A 21,731-nucleotide genomic window follows, 5' to 3' on the forward strand; every position below is an offset into this window, starting at 1 on the left:
CGGATTACGGACGTTCGCTGCGGTTGCGAAAGTTTGTTTCTTCAGACAGTGAAGCAGACCTAAGGCTGCATGTAGTTCGATCAACCGCAGAGAACGGCGGCAAAGAGGCCTCTTCAACGAATGCTGTTCGTTGCACCAAAGGCTGCTATCTTTATGTTTGGGTAAGTTTCTGCTCTCGGAAAAGTCACATGACATGTGTCTCTTGCGGCCGACCACTCTGGCCGCACATAGACCCACGGGGCGGGCATTGCCACAACGCCGCAAATCATCGCGACGCATCAAACCTGCCCGATATAAATCGAAGTCAGACCCAGCGGTGCCTTCAATTCAGTCGCCCTGCCGCGACTATTGAAACCAGCGCATCGACGTGGAGTTCGATGACGTCAATGGCCCTAAATCCAGGCGTTTGATTGTCGAATGCCAATCCCAGATCCGTTCCTGCAAGCAACACAGCGTCTGCCTGTTGGTCGTCGATCATTGCCTGCCCCGCTTCGAAAAACAACATGCGTTGTTCCTCACTGCAAATGCCAGTTTCCGCCATTTTCATGTAGGCGCTCCAAACACTCTCAAACTGATCTTGGGGCACAACAACCTCAACGGTTTTTAATAGGCCAAAGAGATTGGTTTCAAGGGTGGTTCGACTTCCCAGAATGCCTAAGGTTTTTATCCCGTTATCATGGCAATACGTCTCGATGATGCCCGTGCCGTCCATCAGCGTCATGGGTGATATGGCCTGCGTTTCTTCAAAGCAGAAATGTCCGGTAATGGCGGTGATCAATGCGATATCACTGCCTGCGCCAGCGAGGCGATCAAGGTGCGTCGCGAAGACCTCTGCCTGCTCTGCTCGCTGATCTTCGGCTGCTCGCTGCAGCAAAGCGTTCATATCAGCATGTTCAATCGTCAGTGACAGCAGCAATTCTGCCTTTTTGAATGCTGCAATCAACCGAGTGTAGTAGGATATCGTAGCAGCTGGTCCGAGGCCGCCGATGAGTCCGATATGCATGTTTCAATCTCCAAGTCTAAAAGCAGTTTCGGCGTGCCGTGCTCTGGTTGGCGTGCTCTAAGGTTTAGACTCGCAAGGTTTTTTGCCCGCCGTCAGGATTTCATGTTGCAGGTCTCCGTCGTCGACTGCGCGGGCTAAAATCAAGGCCCCGATCATTTGAGACATTCCCTGAAGCGCCTTTGTCCGACTCTCGGGATTGTTGCCGAGTGCTTGGGCCAAGTGTTCAATTTGCTGCGCGACAGCGTTTGTAAATATAGTTTGCAACGCCGGACGTTGACGAGTCGCCTCTGACGCAAGCGCGGCATAGGCGCAGCCTTGACCCACCGCCGGTACATGCCGAGGCGACAAGTACCACTGCGCTAGGGCGGCAAAAGGGTCGCTTTTCCCCTCTATCGTCTTTGCCCAAAGCTCGAAATTGTCGTTTAGCGCCAATTCGGTCGCCTCACATTCAAGCGCTTCCTTGTTCTCGAACTGCTTATAGAAACCGCCTTGGGTCATCCCCGCCGCCTTCATCAAGCCAGCGATGCCGATGCCATCATAGCCATGAGTACGAAACTGCTCGCTGGCCGTTCGCACAACATTTTGCCGGTTTTTCTGCGCTGTCTCGCGGCTCACTCTCATTGGCTTATCCCTTGTGCTAACGCCATCGTTCCCTCCCGCTGGGGTGGGCCGCAGGGGAGTTAGCTTAGATATAGAGCGACATCTAACTTACTGTCATTTAGATTTCAATCGAACTCTATCGTTGACTCTTTTAAATTACGATTTAAATCTAAAAGAACATCCCAACCAAGGACCATACCATGCACGATGCCAAAAATGCCGATCCGATATTTGCTCCGAGTGTAATGCCCGACGTCCCCTTTGGTGTCGCCCGCCCCGAGCAGGTAATCGGGCTTTCCGGACTCGAAGCCATTCGCGCGATTCCGTCCGGGGCTTTGCCCGCCCCACCGATGGCGCAAGCTATGCAGCAATGGATTGAAGTAGCCGACAAAGGCCATGCAGAATTTCGTGGTAACCCGTCTAACGCGTACCTGAATCCTATGGGGCTCATACATGGCGGCTGGACGATGGCTCTGTTGGACAGCGCGATGGGCTGTGCGGTGCAGACCATTCTAGACGCGGGCGAGATGTACGTGTCGCTCGGAACCGAGGTGAAGTTCCTGCGCCCCATCACCGTAAAAACAGGACAAGTCCGCGCCATCGGCACGGTCATTGATCGCACACGACAGACCGCTTTGGCCGAAGCGCGTGTCGAGGATCAATCAGGTCGCATCCTTGCGACGGGAACAAGTACCTGCTTTTTGAGATCAGCTATTCCGTCGCCCAAAGCGGAGCGTCAAGGATGAGCGCCGCGGTTGATCCCATCGTCATCTGCGCCGCAAAACGCACGCCATTAGGGGCGTTTCTAGGCGGAGCCAGATCACTGAAAGCGGCCGAGCTGGGTTCCGCCGCTATCCGCTCTGCGGTTGAAACAGCGGGCCTCGCACCCGAACAGGTTAGCGAGGTCTTGATGGGTTGCGTGCTTGGCGCAGGTCAGGGCCAAGCGCCTGCCAGACAGGCGGCAAGAGGCGCAGCGCTGCCAGATCACGTCGGGGCAACGACCATCAACAAGGTCTGCGGATCGGGAATGAAGGCGATCATGATGGGGTGTGATCTGTTGACACTGAACAGGGCTGATGTGGTTGTGGCTGGCGGAATGGAATCCATGTCGAATGCACCATTTCTACTTCCAGAAATGCGCAGCGGGCGCAAGGCAGGCGTGGGCGCGGTGTTTGATCACATGATGCACGATGGCCTTGAGGACGCCTATGAAGCCGGACGCCCTATGGGGTCTTTCGGCGAAGCTGCGGTGGAAAAATACGGCTTCACCCGCGTCGAACAGGACGCCTTTGCGATTGAGACGTTAAAACGGGCGCAGGCGGCGCAAGCATCAGGTGCCTTTGATGACGAGATCGTCGCATTGAAAGTGCCGACGCGGAAAGGCGAAGTTGTCATTTCGCAAGATGAAAAGCCGGGAATGGTGGACCCCGCCAAAATTCCGAACTTGCGGCCCGCATTTCAGACAGATGGCACGATCACTGCGGCAAGCGCATCTGCAAATGCAGATGGGGCGGCCGCGCTGGTCCTTACGCGGCAATCATTTGCACAGGCCGACGGATTGCCAATTCTGGCGACGATCACTGCTCAAGCGTCCCACGCCCAAGACCCCGCATGGTACACCACCGCCCCAATTCCCGCGATTGAGAAGCTGCTTGAGCGCGCAGGGTGGCAAGCGGATGATGTCGACCTTTGGGAAATCAACGAAGCCTTCGCCGTCGTCGCAATGGTTGCCGCAAAAGACATTGGCATTCCCCGTGACAAACTGAACGTCAACGGCGGCGCTTGCGCGCTTGGCCACCCCATCGGCGCAACAGGTGCGCGGCTTGTCGTCACCCTTTGCCACGCGCTGGCGCAACGTGGCCTGACACGAGGCGTTGCCGCCCTTTGCATTGGCGGGGGCGAAGCAACCGCCATCGCCGTCGAACTCAACACGAAATAGGAAATTAGAAATGCCACTGGATACAGACCATGCGAACAACAGCAACTTCACAGACGTAAACGGACACCAAATCGCTTGGCGCAGCACGGGCGCAGGACAGCCGCTGTTGATGCTCAATCGGTTTCGCGCATCTATAGATGATTGGGACCCTGCGCTCATTGAGGCTCTGGCCCGTCACCACCAAGTGATCACTTTTGATAACGCTGGTGTCGCCGCAAGCGGCGGCTCAGTTCCCGAAACACTCGAAGGGGCTGCAGACATCGCGATGGGATTGGCAAAGACCTTTGATCTGGACAGGCCTCATGTGCTGGGCTGGTCCATGGGGGGCATGATCGCCCAGATCATCGCCGCCAAATATGGCGATGAGGTTGGCGGTGTTGTTCTTGCGGCGACCACGCCCAGTTTTGTGCTGGAAGGGACAGTCCCAACACCACAGGAATGGCTGGCGACTGCAACAAAAGAAGAGAACACCCCAGAAGACATGCAGTTTCTATTTTATGCAGACACTGAAGCCAGCCGCAGCGCAGGCCTGTCCTCTCTCGCACGCATTGGCCAAGGCAATGCGACCGCAGGAGCAGCGTCCAAAACAACGATGCATACTGTTGGCGCTCAGGGGGCTGCAACGCGCAAATTCTTCTTCGGAGAAGACGGAGCGTTCAAAGGATTAAACGATATCAGCGCCCCTGTGCTTGTGGCAAATGGTGACAGGGACAGGGCCTTCGCAGTTGAAAACTCGCTTGCGTTGGTGCGTGCAATACCCGACGCGCAGTTGGCCATCTATCCTGATGCGGGACACGCGTTTCTTTTCCAGAACGCCGATCAGTTTAGCGAAGATGTGACGCGGTTTCTCGCTGGCCTTTAGATTCTGGTGCAAGGACATTTTCTTTCGGTTCGTGCATTCGCTATTTGCACTGAATGCGCCATTCGATCGCGTTGACCAGCGCAGTCGGCACAACACCATTGGAAACAAATACCGCCTATTAGTCTTGGCACTTTATGAGATTAGAAAAGTCCAGCTCAGCTCGCGGAACTTGCTTTGTTTGTATTTCGCGCAGGCGCAAGGGTTCCCATCGTAATTGTTGAGCTGCCGAAGGATCTGCTGCTCCCTTGCTTGATCCTCAAAAGAGTGATGTAGGCCGTAGAGTGTATGTTTTTCGGTCTCCATTAGCGTGTTGTCACGCAAGAATTTGTTAACCGTAGCAGACAAGCTGGCTGATGATCCTCGATAGCGCGGGAAGCCTAATGGAAACTCGCGTAGCGCATCTAATGATACGCCAAGCAATGGAATAACGCGTTTGGCATTGCGGCTTTTTAGGTGCCTACCTACAGCCTCAATGGAAATATGTGGTACGTCCGCCTCCAGCTTGATGCATTCTGGCGTCAGAGCCGCCAATTCGGAAGGGCGTGCGCCTGTGTTGATCATCGCCAAGACGATCGCATGTGCCTCTCTATTCAGACCTGACATGGCATCTGGCGCGAGCAGTTTTTCTTTGATCCATTCTTTGGAGAAGGGTGGTCGCTTACCAGCTTCACTCTGCTTAAAGCTAAGGTCAGAAAGTGGTAAAACAAGATTTAGGCGTTTCATTGTGTTGACCGTTTTGAGTATGCCGCTCAAATGTACGAGGTCTTTGTTAGCCGCATTTGCCGTTAACCCATCGTTTTGGATTCGATGCATCCACCATTCACGAAAATCAAGCATGTTGTCTGCGGAAATATCGTTAATCACCACATCACCAATGACGGATATAAAGTTCTTAATCGCCTTTATGCGTGGGTTTTTCCAGCGGCGTAACTGATCCGGTGATTTACCGAGTACTTTGTCAGTTGTAAGCTTCCAGTAGATTTCAAGAGCGCCACTGACGGTGATTTTGGCTCCTGGTGCCCCGCCAAGTGTGGCAGTTGCCTCATGTCTATCCGGTATGCCGTTGTGAGATGGTACTGCTTCGACCCGGCGTAGCACTTCTTCTAGCGGCAGCGCTGCTACGCGGCCAACGTCAAGGTACCTAAAACCACGAACTGCTGCCAACTCCTTTGCGGCTTCCAATCGTTTGTCTGCATCGCTCGTATCGCCTGCGAGGCGCGCTTCCCACCCCTCAATCAGTTGAGCCCATATGGTGTTCGCTTTATCTGTCGCGATAGACTTCGAGTCGGTGTGCAGTGATAGGTTTATTTGAGTGCGCGGCTCTACGACCTGATAACGCGTTGGAACGCGCCGGTAGAGTTGATATTTTTTTCCACGTAGTCTGATCACCACCGGCCCCGTCACATTTCAAGCAGCTATTTGCTTTGAGTGTATCGTAATGTGGTGCGGTTTGTATATCAAAATTGCTCATTGAGCGATGTCTGTTGTGCGTATTGCATGTAGATTTTTAATAAAATCAGTGTGTTGATAGTGCTGTATCGGTGAGTGGGTGGCGGAGGCTCAGGGATTCGAACCCTGGGAGGACTTTCACCCTCGTCGGTTTTCAAGACCGGTGCATTCGACCACTCTGCCAAGCCTCCGTTGGGCGGTCTCTAACGGGTCCGAAATGATTCGAAAAGCACCTTTTTGCAATGGGGAATTCCGCCGACAATTTTCTCAGTAGGGTTCCATAAAGGGCGAGGGGGCGTTATCGTCCACGCAGACAGGTGCTGCGTTGGTGTTTGGCGTTATTTTGCGATCAATCCGAACCAGTAGCGGGCAGAAATAAAAGCGACTGGTAAACAGTCGAAATCCCCTTAATTATGGGGCGCAACGTAGGGGCGAAAGAAATGACGGGCAAAAAATATTCTAATAATGTCTCAAGACCGCTGGTTTTGGCGCTTGTGACGCTGACGGGGTTGGCCGCTTGCGATGAGAATGGCGATTTTTCGTTTCCAAGCAAAGATGATGCAGCGGCTGAGACAAGCAGTCAGCCAACAAGGCAGCTTGTTCAAACAGATAGCGATGTCGAACGACCCGATGTGTTTGAAGTAACTGACCGTGGTTTATGGGATGGTCGCCCATCTTTGGGCGGTGTTTGGGTGGCGCATCCGGACGTGTCTGACCCAGAACGCGTTATGATCCGGAACCCAGAAAACGGGAAATCTGTTATTGGTGCGCTGTTCCGCCGTGAACGTGAGAACCCCGGTCCGTTGTTGCAGGTATCATCTGATGCCGCCGAGGAACTAGGCCTATTGGCAGGTGCCCCGACAGAGCTGAATGTGGTGGCTTTACGTCGTGTTGAAATCGAAGTGCCTGAAGAACCAGTTGAAACACCAGACGAAAACCCAGTTGTTGCAAGCCTTGCTGCGCCAGTTGGCGTCGCTGAAACCAGCTTGGATACGGAAAGCGACAGCCCGTCGGCGGCGGCACTGCCTGATGCACCTTCCGTTGATCCCATTGCGGGCGCTGCTGCTGCTATCGCTGCGGCCGAGGCAGGGTTGGCCGATGGTTCTACCCCGACCGAGGTCACGGTACCTGTTGCGGCGGCCGCGACCGGTGATGCAACGGCGCCATTGGCGCAAGTCGGTGTCTTTAGCGTTGAGCGGAATGCAAACGGCGCTGCGCAAAAAATCCGTAACGCAGGCATAAAGGCCAATGTGGAGCCATTTGATGCCGGTGGCCGTACTGTGTGGCGTGTTGTTGCTGGGCCAGTGTCTGACGATGCGGCCCTAGAGCAGTTGAAAGCCATTGGTTTTGTTGACGCGTTTGTTGTTCCAGCCGAGTAACACCCAAAAATTCGGAGAATTGATCAAATGATCTTATCCAAACTACGTTTCGCCGCGATTGCGCTTTGCTTTGGTGCCACTGCCAGTTTCGCGCAAACTTTTGATACTGCTGCGCGCGCTGCATATGTCTTTGATCAGACGACAGGAACAGTGCTGTTGGCTAAAGAAGAAGATGTGCCGCTTCCTCCGGCATCAATGTCCAAGCTCATGACCGTCTATATGGCGTTTGAGGCAATCGCGGATGGGCGTTTGACCATCGACGAAGAATTGCCCGTGTCGTCCCACGCCGCTGCCTATACAGGGTCGTCGATGTTTTTGGATACAACTGATCGTGTCAGCGTCGAAGACTTGTTACGCGGTGTGATTATTCTGTCTGGCAATGACGCGAGCGCTGTTTTAGCCGAAGCATTATCGCCTGATGGGTCCGAAGCCGGTTTTGCCCGTATGATGACCCAACGTGCGCATCAGATGGGCATGGTTAATTCAACCTTTGCTAACTCTAACGGGTGGCCCGCCGCGGGACATCGCATGTCTGTCGAAGATCTTGGTATTCTAGCCGATCATCTAATCCGTGATTTCCCAACCTATTACCCGTTGTTCGCCGAACGCGAATTCGCCTTTGATGGCCGTGTTCCTTCGAACTCACGTAATCGTAACCCGGTCCTATCGCTGGGTATTGGCGCTGACGGGCTGAAAACAGGTCACACCTCAGAGGCAGGTTATGGGCTTGTTGGATCTGCGAAGCAGGGTGATCGTCGTATTATTTTCGTTCTAACAGGGCTTTCGTCAGAGCAGGCACGCGCCGAAGAAGCAGAGCGTTTGGTCAATTGGGCCTATCGCCAGTTTGCACAAAAGGATGTGGTCGATGCGGGGCACCGTATCGCAACAGCAGACGTTTGGCGTGGTGCTGCGCCGACCGTGGGGTTAACTGTCGCCGAAGATCTGTCTTTGTTGGTGCCAGTCCTGAACCAAGGAAATGTTGAGGCGCAGGTCGTTTATAACGGACCCATCGAAGCGCCCATTGCTGCGGGCGATCAACTGGCAGAGCTGGTCATCAATCTTGATGGTTTGCCGGAAAAACGCGTGCCGCTTATCGCAGAAGCCGACGTGCCAGAAGGCGGCTTTGCGACGCGGTTGCGGACGGCTGCAACGGTGCTATGGACCAAATTCGGCCCGCAATCATCAGAGGCACCCGAAGAGGCATGACCACGCCCAAGTTCATTACGTTTGAAGGCATCGACGGTTCCGGAAAATCCACGCAGTCACGGTTGTTCGCAGATCATCTGCGGGCGCAGGGGCATGATGTTATCTTAACGCGCGAACCGGGCGGTAGCCCGGGTGCCGAAGAAATCCGGCAGCTTGTCTTAACGGGTGACCCGGATCGTTGGTCTGCCGAGACCGAGATTTTGCTATTCACGGCAGCCCGCCGTGATCATCTGGAAAAAACTATCCAACCGGCCTTGGCCGCTGGAAAGATCGTTATCTGTGACCGCTTTGCCGATAGCACTCGCGTTTATCAGGGTGCGACACGTGGTGATCTTCGCACGATGGTCGACAGCCTGCACGTACTGATGATCGGGCGCGAACCTGATCTGACCTTTATTATCGATATGGACCCAGCTACGGCGCTTGAGCGTGGTCTAGCGCGTAAATCTGGCGAAGACCGGTTCGAAGACTTTGGTTTGGGTTTCCAAGAAACGCTGCGCCACGGATTTCTAGCGCTGGCACATGCCCATCCCAATCGCTGTGTGCTGGTTGATGGTAATCGGACGCCTGAACAAATTGCCAGTGAAATCGCGGCCCATCTATGACTGTAGATACACTCCCTGAACCCGACCGGATCGAGGGCGCACCCCATCCGCGTGAAACAGCAATGCTGTTTGGACAGTCAAAAGCCGAAGCTGATTTTCTAGACGCGTTTCAATCCGGGCGGATGCATTCTGGCTGGTTGATCACGGGGCCGCGCGGTGTTGGTAAGGCCACGCTCGCGTGGAAGATTGCGACGTTCTTGCTGGCTGACGAAGGCGTCGGGCTGTTCGGTGATCCCACGCTTTATGTCGATCCAGAGCATCCAGATGCGCGGCTCGTGCATTCTGGCGCGCATCCGCGCCTATCGGTGATCCGTCGCCCTTGGGATGAAAAGACAAAGAAATTGCGCAGTGAAATCACTGTCGATGCTGTGCGCACGCTTAAAACATTTTTTCAGATGTCATCAGCGGATGGTGGGCGGCGTGTCGTGATTGTCGATGCGGCGGATGAATTGAACCGGAACGCTGCCAACGCGATCCTGAAAGAACTGGAAGAGCCGCCTGCGAACACGGTGATTATGCTGATCGCGCATCAGCCATCACGTCTATTGCCGACGATCCGGTCTCGGTGCCGGGAGTTACGCTGCAGTTCTTTGAACGCATCCGAATTGCAGCAAGCGCTAGAACAATCTGGTCACGCGGCTGACAACGCTGAAAGTCTTGCGGCCTTGGCTGGCGGTTCGGCAGGCGATGCGATCCGGCTATTGAACCACGATGGCCTGCAATTGTACGGGGAGCTAATCAAGCTATTCGAGGGAATGCCACGTATCGACCGGCCAGCGGCGCTCAAACTTGCGGATAGCTGCACAGGGCGTGCGGCCGATGTGCGCTTTGGTATGACGCTAGATTTGATTGATCTGTTCTTGTCGCGTGCCGCGCGGGCAGGGCTGATGGGTGAACCCAACGCCCAAGGCGCAATGGGCGAGGCCCGTTTGCTGACACGGATATCCCCGGATGATCGGATGGCCCGCAAGTGGGCGCAGCTTCAACAAGATTTGTCGAACAGATCTCGGCATGGGCGTGCGGTGAACCTTGACCCTGCTGCGCTGATCCTTGATATCATTTTCAAGATAGAAGAGACGGCGCTAGGCGTCGCTGCAGCCTGAAAGCCGCGCCATGAGCCAACCAACAATCGTCGATAGCCACTGCCACCTAGATTTTCCGGATTTCGAAGGCGAACTGCCTGATGTCATCCAGCGCGCATTAGATGCGGGCGTAGAACGGATGGTGACAATTTGTACCCGGCTTGATGCAGAACCCACAGTCCGCGCCATCGCCGAGACATATTCACCTGTCTACTATGCGGCTGGTGTTCACCCGATGCGTGCTGGCGAGGAACCATTGGTCTCGGCTGATCAACTGATCAGTTTTGCAAAGCACCCTAAGTTCGTCGGTGTTGGTGAGACCGGTTTAGATTACCACTACACTGCCGAAACCAAGGATATCCAACAGGAAAGCTTGCGGGTGCATATCGCTGCGGCACGCGAAACAAAGCTGCCACTGATTATCCACGCGCGTGCCGCTGACGATGATATGACTCGGATACTGTCCGAGGAATATGCGAATGGTGCGTATACTTGCGTAATGCATTGCTTTTCTAGCTCTGCCGAGCTTGGCAAGGCTGCACTGGACCTTGGGTTCTATCTGTCGATGTCAGGCATCGCTGCGTTCCCGAAAAGCAAAGAACTGCGCGATATTTTCGTGAGCGCGCCGATTGATCGGATATTGGTCGAAACGGACAGCCCGTACCTTGCGCCACCGCCGCACCGTGGCAAACGCAATGAGCCAGCTTACTCGGCACTGACCGCTCGCGTGGGTGCCGAAGCATTTGGTATGGACTACGCCGACTTTGCTCGCCAAACGACCGAGAACTTTGATCGGCTGTTCTGGAAAGCCGCGCGATGACAGATACCCTCACGGTTACCATTTTGGGCTGTGGTTCCTCTGGTGGGGTGCCAAGGCTTGGTGGGCTGTGGGGCGACTGTGATCCGACCAATCCCAAAAACCGGCGTCGCCGTTGTTCTATTCTACTGACCCGATCAAACGGGCAGTGCGAAACGCGGGTCTTGATCGACACGTCACCTGATCTGCGCGACCAACTGTTAGATGCAGATGTCGGGACCTTGGATGCCGTTATTTACACACATGGCCATGCTGACCATGTGCACGGGATCGACGATCTGCGGATGATCGTGTTCAACACACGTAAGATGCTACCTGTCTGGGCTGACGCGGAAACGGCTTTGGGTTTACGCAAACGTTTTGGGTACATCTTTGAAACCCCAGCAGGGTCATCTTATCCGCCGATCTGCGAGCTAAATGAAATTGCCCATGATGTGACTGTTACCGGGGCAGGGGGCGCGATTACGCTGTCGCCCTTTACAGTCAGTCATGGTGAGATCGACGCGCTTGGTTTCAGGATGAATGACGTTGCCTATATCCCCGACGTTTCCGGGATATCAGAGGCCGCGTGGGGCCAACTCCAAAACCTAGACTGCTGGATTATTGATGCGTTGCGCCGTTCGCCGCATCCTTCGCATTCACATCTTGAACAAACGCTGAATTGGATCGCAAAGGCGCAGCCAAAACAGGCAGTTCTGACAAATATGCATAACGATTTAGATTACGCGACGGTGGCGGCTGAAACGCCCGCGCATGTCGTGCCTGCCTATGATGGTATGACCCTGACGTTCGACGTTACCTGACCTTTATCAAGGAAGGGTTAAGCAAAGATTTGCGGCGCAGCCGTATCTAAAGGAATGGCTACTGATGACCGCGCTTATTGATGTGATTTTGCCCGTCTTTTTTGTGATTGGGTTTGGATACCTTGCAGTTTGGAAAGGTTATTTTGACGATAGCGTTGTCGATGGGTTGATGAAGTTCACCCAAGGCTTTGCGATCCCCTGCCTTTTGTTTCGTGCAATTTCGACGTTGGATTTGCAGCAAAACTTTGATGTGGCGTTGCTGTTTTCATTTTACACGGGGGCCTTGGTCGGGTTCGCCGCTGGTTTTGTTGGTGCGCGCGTGTTTTTCAAACGTGACTGGGAAGACTGCGTTGCTTTCGGGTTTTGCGGCCTATTCTCAAATTCGTTGCTATTAGGGCTGCCAATTACGGAACGTGCTTATGGCCCCGATGCGCTGGAATCCAACTATGCCATCATCGCGATCCATTCGCCGTTTTGTTACGGGGTTGGCATTACCGCGATGGAGATCGTGCGAAATTGGGGCGGAAGCGTCGCGGCGCTGCCACGCAAGGTGCTGACGGCGATGTTTAGCAACGCACTCATTATTGGTATCAGCCTTGGGTTTGTCGTGAACCTTGGTGGTATCCCGCTTCCTGGTGTTTTAACTGACGCGGTTGACCTTGTTGCACGGGCGGCTTTGCCTGCGGCGCTGTTTGGCTTGGGGGGCGTGCTTTATCGCTATCGACCTGAAGGCGACATGCGGGCGATTTTGTTCGTGGTGTCGATTTCGCTTTTGCTACACCCCGCAATCGTGTGGGTTCTTGGCGGGATGAATGACCTTAGCACGTCTGCCACAAGGTCTGCGATCCTGACCAGCGCGATGGCGCCCGGTGTGAATGCTTACGTCTTTGCCAACATGTATGGTCGGGCTCGTCGCGTTGCAGCCTCTGCGGTTCTGATGGGCACGGGGCTATCGATCATTACTGTCTGGGGCTGGTTGCACGTTCTTCCCTGATACGGATGATCAGAAACGAAAAAGGCGGGCCGTGATTGGCCCGCCTTTTGTGTTCAGAAAGTAGAATTGTTAGCTTGGTGACATACCGCGCAGGCGCTCTGACCGGCGACGCAGCAGTTCTACAGTGGCCAGCAGCAAGATCGAGATGCCAACCAAGACAGTCGCAACCGCTAGGATCGTCGGGCTGATTTGTTCGCGCAAGCCTGTGAACATCTGCCATGGCAGTGTTTTCTGTGCAGCGGCACCCACAAACAGGACCACGACGACCTCGTCAAATGACGTGATGAAGGCGAACAAGCCGCCTGAGATCACACCGGGCAGGATCAGTGGCATTTGGACCCGAAAGAACGTCACAGTAGGCGTTGCACCCATGTTTGCGGCTGCACGTGTCAGTGACTGGTCAAATCCCACTAGCGTCGCAGTCACAGTGATGATGACAAAAGGGATGCCCAGTGCGGCATGTGCCAAGATGACCTTGATATAACCGGATAGGGATTTGGAGATACCAAAGGTTTGCTCCATCCAAAGGCCCATCTGGCTGTAGAAAAAGAACATACCTGTCGCCGAGATAATCAATGGAACGATCATCGGTGAAATCAGGATCGCCATGATCCCACGGCGGAAGGGCACGTGCGATTGCGACAGACCGATAGCGGCCAACGTGCCCAGTGAAACCGAGATGATCGTCGCGAACGGCGCGATGATCAGAGAGTTCTTGAGCGGTCTGATCCAGTCAGGGTTCGTAAAGAAATCACGGTAGTGTTTCAGAGAATATCCCTCTGGGTCCAACGCGAGCATCTTTGGCGTGAACGTAAAGAAGTTCTCTGCGTTAAACGACAGTGGGATGATGATGATAATCGGGGCGATCAAGAAAAACAGGATCAGCCCCACGATAACGCGGAAAGAATAATACCAGATCTTCTGACCGGTGGTTGCGTAGATTGGCAAGCTCATCAGATCAGCCCCCTAGTTTCACGTTGTCGATGCCGACGATCCGGTCATAGGCCCAGTAAAGCGCCAGAACGATTGCCAACAAGATTGCGCCAAGTGCCGCAGCCAAGCCCCAGTTAAGCGAGCTAGAGATGTGGTATGCGATCCGGTTCGAGATAAAGACGCCCTTCGTCCCACCCACGATTTCAGGCGTGATGTAGTAGCCAATAGAAAGGATGAACACGAGGATCGAACCAGCGCCGATACCCGGTACGGACTGCGGAAAGTAGACGCGCCAGAAGGCTGTCCAGTTTGTAGCGCCCAGTGACTTCGCCGCGCGCAGGTAGGTAACTGGGATCGTCTGCATGACGGAATAGAGCGGCAAGATCATGAATGGCAGCAGGATATGTGTCATCGCGATGATCGTGCCTGTTGCGTTGTTGATCAGGGCCAAACGGTTGTCATCGGCAACAAAACCGATCCAGACCAGCAGATCATTAATGACCCCTTGGTTTTGAAGTAGAACTTTCCATGCGGATGTCCGAACAAGAAGTGATGTCCAGAATGGCAATAGCACAAGAATCATCAGCATGTTTGCTTTGCGCGCTGGTAGGTTCGCGAGCATCCAAGCGACTGGATAGCCAAGCAGGATACAGCTGATCGTAATTGTCATCGACATCAGCATCGTGCGCCAGAACAGGGTCAGATAGATCTGCTCGTTCTCTGGCTGCCATGCGACGCCTTCGTTTGTTTTCTGAAGATCAACAGAGTTCAAGAAGTAGCCATTCGTGTAGGCAGGGCTGTAGGTATAGATCGTTTCCCAAACCTCTGGGTTTTTCCAGTCGTCGTCAAAACCTTCAAAGGTGGCAACTACGTCTTCGGTCTCAAAGCTAGGGACTGCCGTCGCTGCAGAGCTAACGAGGCCGGATAGTGGGCCTGTGACCTCTAACGATGGGTTCGCGGTTAGGTCGTTATAAAGCGCCAAGTAGACAACATGCCACGGCTCTTCCTCGGCGGGGCTATCGTTGTCTTCGGTTTGGATCACACGTGCAAAGTCCGCATAAATGCTGGCAGTCTGCGGTAGAACGGTCTTAGCGGCGCGGGACATGATGAATGCAGGCTCATCGCCCGTGCCATCCCATGCCTCTCGTGCGGCAATCCATTTCGGATCAGCGAGTAGGCCGACCCACGTTGCAGGTTCTTCCCACGCTGGATCAAGCGCGACGAACTGATCGGTATAAACTTCGCCGATGTCGTCAACCTTACGGCCCGATTTGCGGAACAGGGACGAGATACCGGACATTTCATAATTCAGGCGGCTGCCAAGGCGCGTGTGCTCTTTCAGCTCGACTGCGACCATCAAATCTTGGGCAAGCGCATCGAAGACAGGGGCAGGGGGGACGGCATCAGCGTCGTGGTCCCAGCTATCAAGCGCCTCGACCGTGCGTGGAATTGTATCGCCAACGATCTGGTTCTCGACCGAGCGGAACAACATTTGTCCGATCGGGATAATGAACGTCAGCATAATGAACAAAAGCAGGGGCGCGATTAACAGCAACGCGCGCATCTTTTGGCGGCGTAATGCGCGGTTTAGGCTTGCCTTGAGTGGTGTGCCGTCTGCGGCAAGGACTTGCTCTGCCATGGTTTAGACCCCTTCGACCAAGATGATCATACTGGTTGCGTTTTCGCGGCGAATACGCGCGACCTCTTGGTATTCTTTGGAATAATATAGCGCTTTGGCGCTATCAAAGTCTGGAAACTCAAAAATCACGTGGCGGTCAAAGTCGGCCCCTTCGGGCGTTTCGGACTGTCCGCCGCGGACAATGGGTGTGCCGCCGTAAGCTTCGATCATGGGCGTATCTTTGACGATATACTCCTGATAGGCATCAGGATCGTTCACGGTGATATGACCGATGATATAGCCTTTTGGCATCTTGAATTCCCGTAGATGAAAATACGCAAGGTAGGTTACCCCACCTTGCGTAATTATTATGGCTTATTGAGCAAGCCAGCTTTGGAATTTTGCATCCAGATCGTCGCGGTAATCAGCCCACCATTCGTAGTTGTACAGGAAGGTGTTTGTCGCGTTTGCTGGGTCTGTTGGCATGTGTGGTGCCATGTCGATACCCAGTGTTGCGTGCTGACCAACAAGCGGCGCAGAAGATGCACGTGCAGGACCGTACGAGATGTATTTCGCTTGGTCAGCAAGACGCTGTGTGTCTGTTGCAAAGCGGATGTAGTCCAGTGCGCGTGCTTCACGCTCTGGGCTTAGGCCCGCTGGAATAATCCAACCGTCAAGGTCAAACACTTGCGCGTCCCACAGCATGCCAACTGGCTGCTCTTGCTCAACGATCAGGCTGAACAGACGGCCGTTGTATGTTGTACCCATGACGACTTCGCCATCAGCCAAAAGCTGTGGGGTGTCGGCACCAGCAGACCACCAAACAACGCTGTCTTTGATTGTGTCTAGCTTAGCGAATGCTTGCGCTTGGCCTTCTTCTGTTTCCAGAACGTCATAGACGTCTTCTTTTGCGACGCCGTCACAAAGCAAAGCCCATTCCATGTTGTTGATTGGGCGCTTTTCAAGCGAACGCATGCCTGGGTATGCTTCAAGATCGAAGAACGCACAGATAGATGTTGGCGCAGTGTCACCAACAAGGTCAGTGCGGTAGCCAGCAGTTGTCGAGTAAACGATCTGCGGGATAAAGCAATCAGATACGATCAGATCGCCAAAGTCGTCAGAAGCAGAAGAACCGTCATCGCCGGGTGCAAGCTGCTCGTCAGCGTCGATTTCCAGTGCAAGACCTTCGTCGCACAGGCGGATCGCGTCTGATGCAACAACGTCAACAACGTCCCATGTCACGTTGCCAGCTTCGTTCATCGCGCGCAGTTTGGCGACCGCTTCGTTCGAGCTTTCATCGTTGACGATAGTGACGCCAGTCATTTCCATATAGGGGTCGTGATACGCGGCTTGTTGTGACGCAGAGTATGCGCCGCCCCAGCTAACGATGGTCATTTCGTCTGCCATGTGGCCGTCTGCAAATGCAGTTGAACCGGCCAGCGTCAGAGCCGAAGTGGCCATGAGTGCTTTGGTCAAAGTCATTGTAGTCTCCCGTTATTATACCCGGTTTAGTTCGTTTGAGCCGGCCCTCCGGGTGAAGGCCTGCCCTATTTCAGCCGTTACGCGTCGAGCGCGCGGCAATCTTCTGCAAGCCAACCAATTTCGATTTGGCTTCCCGGTGTCAGACGGACTTGATCGGGGGCATTGCGTGTTTTGATGATGAATTCGTCGGTTCCAGCAACCCGAAGCCGCGTGCGGAAGATGTCACCCATATAGATGAACTCCAACACTTCGGCCTTTAGCGTATGTGCATCTGGACTTAGGCGGGATTTGTCGAACTCAACGCGTTCTGGACGGATCGATACTTTGGTACGTTCGCCTACTTTGCTGACATTTACTGGGATCGCGTCGATCACATCGCCACTGTCCAGTTTGACAATACAGGTGTTGCCTTTGATTTCCTGAACGACGCCTTCCAACGTGTTGTTTTCACCAATAAACTGCGCGACAAAGCTGTTTTGCGGCGCTTCGTACAGCTCATCAGGTGGCGCAAGCTGCTGAATTCGACCATCGTCGAACACTGCAACGCGGTCTGACATTGTCAGGGCTTCGGTCTGGTCGTGGGTCACGTAAACCACGGTAATACCCAATTCATGCGCAAGGTTTGTGATTTCAAACTGCAGCGTTTCCCGCAGCTGTTTATCAAGCGCGCCAAGCGGTTCGTCCATCAAAACAAGTTCTGGTTCAAAGACCAGCGCACGCGCAAGGGCGATCCGCTGTTGTTGACCACCCGAAAGCTGGGCAGGGCGGCGCCCTGCGAAATCTTGCATCTGCACCATACCAAGTGCGCGCATAACTTTTTCTTCGCGGTCCGACTTGCCAATTTTACGTACTTCCAATGGGAAGGACAGGTTTTCGGCGACGGTCATGTGCGGGAAAAGCGCATAGTTTTGGAAAACCATGCCGATGCCACGTTTATGCGGCGGGATGTTGTTGATCGAAACGCCATCAAGCCGGATCGACCCATGTGTAGCAGTTTCAAAACCAGCCAACATCATCAGGCAGGTGGTTTTCCCAGACCCTGACGGCCCAAGCATTGTAAGGAATTCACCCTTAGGCATTGATAGGTTCAGGTCCTTTACGACCAGATTTTCACCATCATAACTCTTTTGTACGCGTTCAAATTCTACGAACGCATTGTCGCTCTTGGCTTCTGACAAACCAGTTCCCCCGAGGATTGGCATTTTCGCCTCTAACTAAAACGGTCATCACAATGTTTTGCAACGCGAAAGGCGGAGTTTTTTTGTTTCAGGCCGTTTGCGTTAATAACTGGTGTGTATTTAGATAAATTATATCGTAAATTCCGAAAATTTGGTCGTTTTGGCTTTTCATCAATACATGCTCTCGTGTGCTGGTTGTGGTGCTCTAGACATTGTTGGGCACCTTAGTTGCACGCGTATCGTGCGATTGCGACTAATTGTGATGCAGAAGCGCCGTTGGTGAGATGGATGACCTGTTTACAGTTGCGAATAATTCTCATATGCATCTGCTGGCAGTCACAGATTGGAGCTTTGCTATGCGTCACCTATTAAAATGCACATTTTTTGGGCTTGTGGCTTCGTTGGCCGGAAATACTGTTTTGGCAGACGATGAACGGTTCAAAGCTGTTACCACATTTACAGTGATCGCGGACATGGCGCGCAACGTGGCAGGGGATGCAGCAATTGTTGAAAGCATCACGAAACCCGGGGCCGAGATACACGGATACCAACCGACACCGCGTGACATTATTCGCGCCCATGACGCTGATTTGATCCTATGGAATGGGCTGAACCTTGAACTTTGGTTCGAACAATTTCTTGCAAATCTTGGCGACGTGCCCAGTGTAACACTTACCGATGGTATTGTGCCAATCGGTATCACTGCAGGTGAATACGAAGGTAAGCCCAATCCGCATGCATGGATGAGTTTGGAAAGCGCTTTGATTTATGTTGACAATATCCGCGACGCCTTTGTCGCGCATGATCCGGATAATGCGGCGATTTATGCCGAAAATGCCGATACCTATAAGGCAGAGATCGCGGCAGCGATTGAACCGCTACGCGCAGCAATTCTTGAAATACCCGATGATCGGCGTTGGTTGGTCAGTTGCGAAGGTGCGTTTAGCTATCTTGCGCGTGATTTCGATATGCATGAACTATATCTATGGCCCATCAACGCGGACAGCCAGGGTACGCCGCAACAGGTGCGCCGGGTGATCGACACAGTACGCGATAACGATATTCAGGCTGTGTTTTGTGAAAGCACCGTATCGCAATCGCCTGCGCAGCAGGTCGCCCGTGAAACCGGGGCAAGCTACGGTGGCGTTCTCTATGTCGATAGTTTGACCGAAGAAGACGGTCCGGTGCCAACCTATATTGATTTGTTGCGTGTGACTTCAGAAACGATTGCAACGGGACTAGCTGAATGACCGCGAAGCCAGGCATTATCGCAGACGATGTGACTGTTACTTACCGAAATGGTCACACCGCATTACGCCACGCCAGTTTTGAGATTCCGTCTGGAACGATCACTGCGTTGGTGGGCGTCAACGGCGCAGGTAAGTCTACATTGTTTAAGGCGATCATGGGATTTGTCCCTGCCGCGGGTGGCAGTATCAGTGTGTTGGGGATACCAGTAAAAGAAGCCTTGCGGCAGAATATCGTCGCCTACGTCCCGCAGGCCGAAGAGGTCGATTGGTCTTTTCCGGTATTGGTCGAAGACGTCGTGATGATGGGGCGATATGGCCACATGGGGTTCTTTCGCACGCCTAAGCAGGCCGACCGCGATGCGGTAACTTCAGCGTTGGCGCGTGTCGGGATGGAAGATTTCCGCCATCGTCAGATCGGTGAATTGTCTGGCGGGCAACGCAAACGCGTATTCCTTGCCCGCGCATTGGCGCAGGAAGGCCAAGTCATCTTGCTTGATGAACCCTTCACTGGTGTCGATGTCCAAACTGAAGAGGCGATTGTTCAGCTGTTGCGCGATATGCGCGACGAGGGGCGTGTGATGCTCGTTTCGACTCACAACCTTGGTTCGGTCCCAGAGTTTTGCGATCGGACAGTATTGGTCAAGGAAACGGTGCTGGCTTACGGGCCAACGGAAACGACATTTACCCGTGAAAACCTAGAATTGGCATTCGGAGGGGTTCTGCGTCACTTTGTGATCGGTGGCTCTGACCTGCACGACGATGACGACGCTCGGCAGATCCGCGTGATCACCGACGATGAACGTCCCTTCGTCGTCTATGGCCATGACGAAGGCGACAGCACATGATCGAAACGCTGCTTCAGCCCTTTGGTTACAGCTACATGTTTAACGCCATGTGGGTCAGTGCTTTGGTCGGCGGGGTATGTGCGTTTTTGTCTGCATATCTGATGCTTAAGGGGTGGTCTTTGATCGGTGACGCGCTGTCGCATTCGATCGTTCCGGGCGTCGCTGGGGCCTATATGCTGGGGCTTCCGTTTGCGTTGGGTGCTTTCGCCGCTGGCGGCTTGGCGGCCGGGGCAATGCTATTCCTGAACCAAAGGTCGGGACTAAAAGAAGATACCATTATCGGGATCATCTTTACTTCGTTTTTTGGGCTTGGCCTGTTCATGGTGTCGTTATCGCCCACATCGGTAAGCGTTGAAACAATCACGATGGGTAATATCCTTGCCATTACGCCATCCGACACGCTGCAACTTGCGATTATTGGTTTCGTGACGCTGGCGATCCTGTTGGCAAAATGGAAAGACCTGATGGTCACGTTTTTCGACGAAACTCATGCGCGGTCTATTGGGCTGCGCGTGGATCTGTTGCGGGTGGTGTTCTTTACATTGCTATCAGCGTCATGTGTTGCGGCGTTGCAAACGGTTGGTGCATTCCTTGTGATCGCGATGGTCGTCACACCGGGCGCGACGGCTTATCTGTTGACCGACCGTTTCCCGCGTCTGCTGATGCTTAGCGTCGCCATTGGGGCAGGAACCAGCTTTGTCGGGGCCTATCTTAGCTATTTTGTTGATGGGGCGACTGGCGGGATTATTGTGACGCTCCAAACGGTGATTTTCTTGGCGGTCTTTATGCTCGCGCCCAAGCACGGCTACCTCGCTGCCCGCCGCCGCGCAGCCGAAGCATTGAGAGCGTCATAATGGAAACCTTGTTATTTCCCTTTCAGTTCGCGTTCATGAACAAAGCTTTTTTGATGATGGCAATCATCGCGGTGCCAACAAGCCTGCTGTCATGCTATCTCGTCCTCAAGGGGTGGTCATTGATGGGCGATGCAATCAGCCATGCGGTGCTACCTGGTGTCGTGATTGCATATCTGCTGAATATTCCGTTGATTATCGGGGCATTTGTGGCCGGGATGGTCTGTGCCGTGGGCACGGGTTTTCTGTCGGAAAACAGCCGAGTGAAACAAGATACGGTGATGGGGATCGTGTTTTCCGGGATGTTTGGATTTGGGATCGTGCTGTACACGAAAATCTCGACCGACGTGCATTTGGATCACATTCTTTTCGGAAACATGCTTGGCGTCGGCACGGTAGACCTGTGGACTGCGGGGATCATCGCGGGCTTTGTTGCTGCAGTGATCTTGGCGAAACGACGCGATTTCCTGCTGCACGCTTTTGATCCGGTTCAGGCCCAAGCTGTTGGACTGCGGGTTGGATGGCTGCACTACGGGCTGCTTTCTCTGATTTCGCTGACTATTGTTGCAACGTTATCTGCCGTCGGGATCATTCTGGCGATTGGTCTGCTGATTGCGCCCGGCGCAATTGCTTTTTTGTTAACAAAGCGGTTCGAATTTATGCTGCCCATTGCCGTGGCCGTGACACTGTTTTCCGGAATTGCAGGCGTCTACATTAGCTTCTTTATCGACAGCGCACCGGCACCAACGGTCATCCTTGTTCTGACAGCAATCTTCATTGCGGCTTTTATCCGGGCAGGGCGCAAGACGCGCCAAGCCGCTGCCGTTGTTTGATT

General features: G+C 53.7%; 22 protein-coding genes and 1 tRNA gene. 14 read left to right on the forward strand and 9 right to left on the reverse strand.

Annotation, left to right across the window (positions count from 1 at the left end):
- Positions 1-322: 322 nt before the first annotated feature.
- Positions 323-1,003: an aspartate/glutamate racemase family protein gene (locus CLV80_RS00120; RefSeq protein ID WP_106353489.1), complete on the reverse strand. Its 681-nt coding sequence runs from the start codon at positions 1,001-1,003 to the stop codon at positions 323-325.
- Positions 1,004-1,060: 57 nt separating this feature from the next.
- Positions 1,061-1,624, reverse strand: a complete 564-nt coding sequence (locus CLV80_RS00125) for a TetR/AcrR family transcriptional regulator (RefSeq protein WP_106353491.1) — start codon at positions 1,622-1,624, stop codon at positions 1,061-1,063.
- Positions 1,625-1,803: 179 nt separating this feature from the next.
- On the opposite strand from CLV80_RS00125, the gene CLV80_RS00130 reads away from it, so the two are divergent.
- The 3 genes from CLV80_RS00130 to CLV80_RS00140 are packed head-to-tail and all read left to right on the forward strand — an operon-like array spanning position 1,804 to position 4,404.
- Positions 1,804-2,349: a PaaI family thioesterase gene (locus CLV80_RS00130; RefSeq protein ID WP_106353493.1), complete on the forward strand. Its 546-nt coding sequence runs from the start codon at positions 1,804-1,806 to the stop codon at positions 2,347-2,349.
- Positions 2,346-3,542 carry an acetyl-CoA C-acyltransferase gene (locus CLV80_RS00135; RefSeq protein WP_106353495.1) on the forward strand — a complete coding sequence of 399 codons (1,197 nt, stop codon included), beginning with the start codon at positions 2,346-2,348 and terminating at the stop codon, positions 3,540-3,542. Before CLV80_RS00130 ends, CLV80_RS00135 begins: the two co-directional genes overlap by 4 nt.
- Positions 3,543-3,552: 10 nt before the next feature.
- Positions 3,553-4,404: an alpha/beta fold hydrolase gene (locus CLV80_RS00140; protein ID WP_106353497.1), complete on the forward strand. Its 852-nt coding sequence runs from the start codon at positions 3,553-3,555 to the stop codon at positions 4,402-4,404.
- 132 nt (positions 4,405-4,536) lie between these two features.
- On the opposite strand, the gene CLV80_RS00145 is transcribed toward CLV80_RS00140, so the two are convergent.
- Together CLV80_RS00145 and CLV80_RS00150 are read right to left on the reverse strand one after the other, a co-directional pair.
- Positions 4,537-5,793, reverse strand: coding sequence for a site-specific integrase (locus CLV80_RS00145; protein ID WP_106353499.1), 1,257 nt, complete (start codon positions 5,791-5,793; stop codon positions 4,537-4,539).
- Between the two features lie 161 nt (positions 5,794-5,954).
- Positions 5,955-6,044, reverse strand: a tRNA-Ser gene (locus CLV80_RS00150).
- A gap of 249 nt (positions 6,045-6,293) precedes the next feature.
- Here CLV80_RS00150 and CLV80_RS00155 point away from each other — a divergent pair.
- The 7 genes from CLV80_RS00155 to CLV80_RS00185 all read left to right on the forward strand — a co-directional run bounded on the left by CLV80_RS00155 (position 6,294) and on the right by CLV80_RS00185 (position 12,739).
- On the forward strand, positions 6,294-7,232 hold the full coding sequence (locus tag CLV80_RS00155; protein ID WP_243394325.1) for an SPOR domain-containing protein: 939 nt from the start codon (positions 6,294-6,296) through the stop codon (positions 7,230-7,232).
- A 27-nt stretch (positions 7,233-7,259) separates the two neighbouring features.
- Positions 7,260-8,438, forward strand: a complete 1,179-nt coding sequence (locus tag CLV80_RS00160; protein ID WP_106353503.1) for a D-alanyl-D-alanine carboxypeptidase family protein — start codon at positions 7,260-7,262, stop codon at positions 8,436-8,438.
- Positions 8,435-9,043 (forward strand): dTMP kinase, encoded by a 609-nt coding sequence (gene tmk, locus CLV80_RS00165; protein WP_106353505.1) that lies wholly within the window; start codon positions 8,435-8,437, stop codon positions 9,041-9,043. The genes CLV80_RS00160 and tmk overlap by 4 nt, the downstream gene beginning before the upstream one ends.
- Positions 9,040-10,146: a DNA polymerase III subunit delta' gene (locus tag CLV80_RS00170; protein WP_106353507.1), complete on the forward strand. Its 1,107-nt coding sequence runs from the start codon at positions 9,040-9,042 to the stop codon at positions 10,144-10,146. The genes tmk and CLV80_RS00170 overlap by 4 nt, the downstream gene beginning before the upstream one ends.
- Before the next feature lie 10 nt (positions 10,147-10,156).
- A complete protein-coding gene (locus CLV80_RS00175; RefSeq protein WP_106353510.1) occupies positions 10,157-10,945 on the forward strand; it encodes a TatD family hydrolase in 789 nt (262 codons plus the stop codon).
- Positions 10,942-11,745, forward strand: coding sequence for an MBL fold metallo-hydrolase (locus CLV80_RS00180; RefSeq protein WP_106353512.1), 804 nt, complete (start codon positions 10,942-10,944; stop codon positions 11,743-11,745). Before CLV80_RS00175 ends, CLV80_RS00180 begins: the two co-directional genes overlap by 4 nt.
- Before the next feature lie 64 nt (positions 11,746-11,809).
- Positions 11,810-12,739, forward strand: coding sequence for an AEC family transporter (locus tag CLV80_RS00185; protein WP_106353514.1), 930 nt, complete (start codon positions 11,810-11,812; stop codon positions 12,737-12,739).
- A gap of 69 nt (positions 12,740-12,808) precedes the next feature.
- Here the strand turns inward: CLV80_RS00185 and CLV80_RS00190 are convergent, their stop codons facing one another.
- The 5 genes from CLV80_RS00190 to CLV80_RS00210 all read right to left on the reverse strand — a co-directional run bounded on the left by CLV80_RS00190 (position 12,809) and on the right by CLV80_RS00210 (position 17,974).
- Entirely contained in the window at positions 12,809-13,693 is an 885-nt protein-coding gene (locus CLV80_RS00190) for an ABC transporter permease (RefSeq protein WP_243394326.1), read from the reverse strand.
- 4 nt (positions 13,694-13,697) lie between these two features.
- Positions 13,698-15,311, reverse strand: coding sequence for an ABC transporter permease (locus CLV80_RS00195; protein WP_106353518.1), 1,614 nt, complete (start codon positions 15,309-15,311; stop codon positions 13,698-13,700).
- Positions 15,312-15,314: 3 nt separating this feature from the next.
- The gene (locus CLV80_RS00200; RefSeq protein WP_106353520.1) at positions 15,315-15,602 is read right to left on the reverse strand and encodes a DUF1330 domain-containing protein; all 288 of its coding nucleotides are present in this window, start codon (positions 15,600-15,602) and stop codon (positions 15,315-15,317) included.
- 63 nt (positions 15,603-15,665) lie between these two features.
- A complete protein-coding gene (locus CLV80_RS00205; protein WP_106353522.1) occupies positions 15,666-16,772 on the reverse strand; it encodes an extracellular solute-binding protein in 1,107 nt (368 codons plus the stop codon).
- 77 nt (positions 16,773-16,849) lie between these two features.
- Positions 16,850-17,974 (reverse strand): ABC transporter ATP-binding protein, encoded by a 1,125-nt coding sequence (locus CLV80_RS00210; protein ID WP_375342182.1) that lies wholly within the window; start codon positions 17,972-17,974, stop codon positions 16,850-16,852.
- Between the two features lie 332 nt (positions 17,975-18,306).
- Between CLV80_RS00210 and CLV80_RS00215 the strand changes: the two genes are divergently transcribed.
- Genes CLV80_RS00215 through CLV80_RS00230 form a run of 4 tightly spaced genes read left to right on the forward strand, consistent with a single transcriptional unit; the run spans position 18,307 to position 21,729 of the window.
- Complete coding sequence (locus CLV80_RS00215; protein ID WP_106354391.1) at positions 18,307-19,200, forward strand: metal ABC transporter substrate-binding protein; 894 nt, start codon at positions 18,307-18,309, stop codon at positions 19,198-19,200.
- A complete protein-coding gene (locus tag CLV80_RS00220) occupies positions 19,197-20,045 on the forward strand; it encodes a manganese/iron ABC transporter ATP-binding protein (RefSeq protein ID WP_106353524.1) in 849 nt (282 codons plus the stop codon). Before CLV80_RS00215 ends, CLV80_RS00220 begins: the two co-directional genes overlap by 4 nt.
- On the forward strand, positions 20,042-20,899 hold the full coding sequence (locus CLV80_RS00225) for a metal ABC transporter permease (RefSeq protein WP_106353526.1): 858 nt from the start codon (positions 20,042-20,044) through the stop codon (positions 20,897-20,899). Before CLV80_RS00220 ends, CLV80_RS00225 begins: the two co-directional genes overlap by 4 nt.
- Entirely contained in the window at positions 20,899-21,729 is an 831-nt protein-coding gene (locus CLV80_RS00230; protein ID WP_106353528.1) for a metal ABC transporter permease, read from the forward strand. Before CLV80_RS00225 ends, CLV80_RS00230 begins: the two co-directional genes overlap by 1 nt.
- Positions 21,730-21,731 lie beyond the last annotated feature (2 nt).

The organism is Yoonia maritima, from assembly GCF_003003285.1.
Classification (GTDB): Bacteria; Pseudomonadota; Alphaproteobacteria; order Rhodobacterales; family Rhodobacteraceae; genus Yoonia; species Yoonia maritima.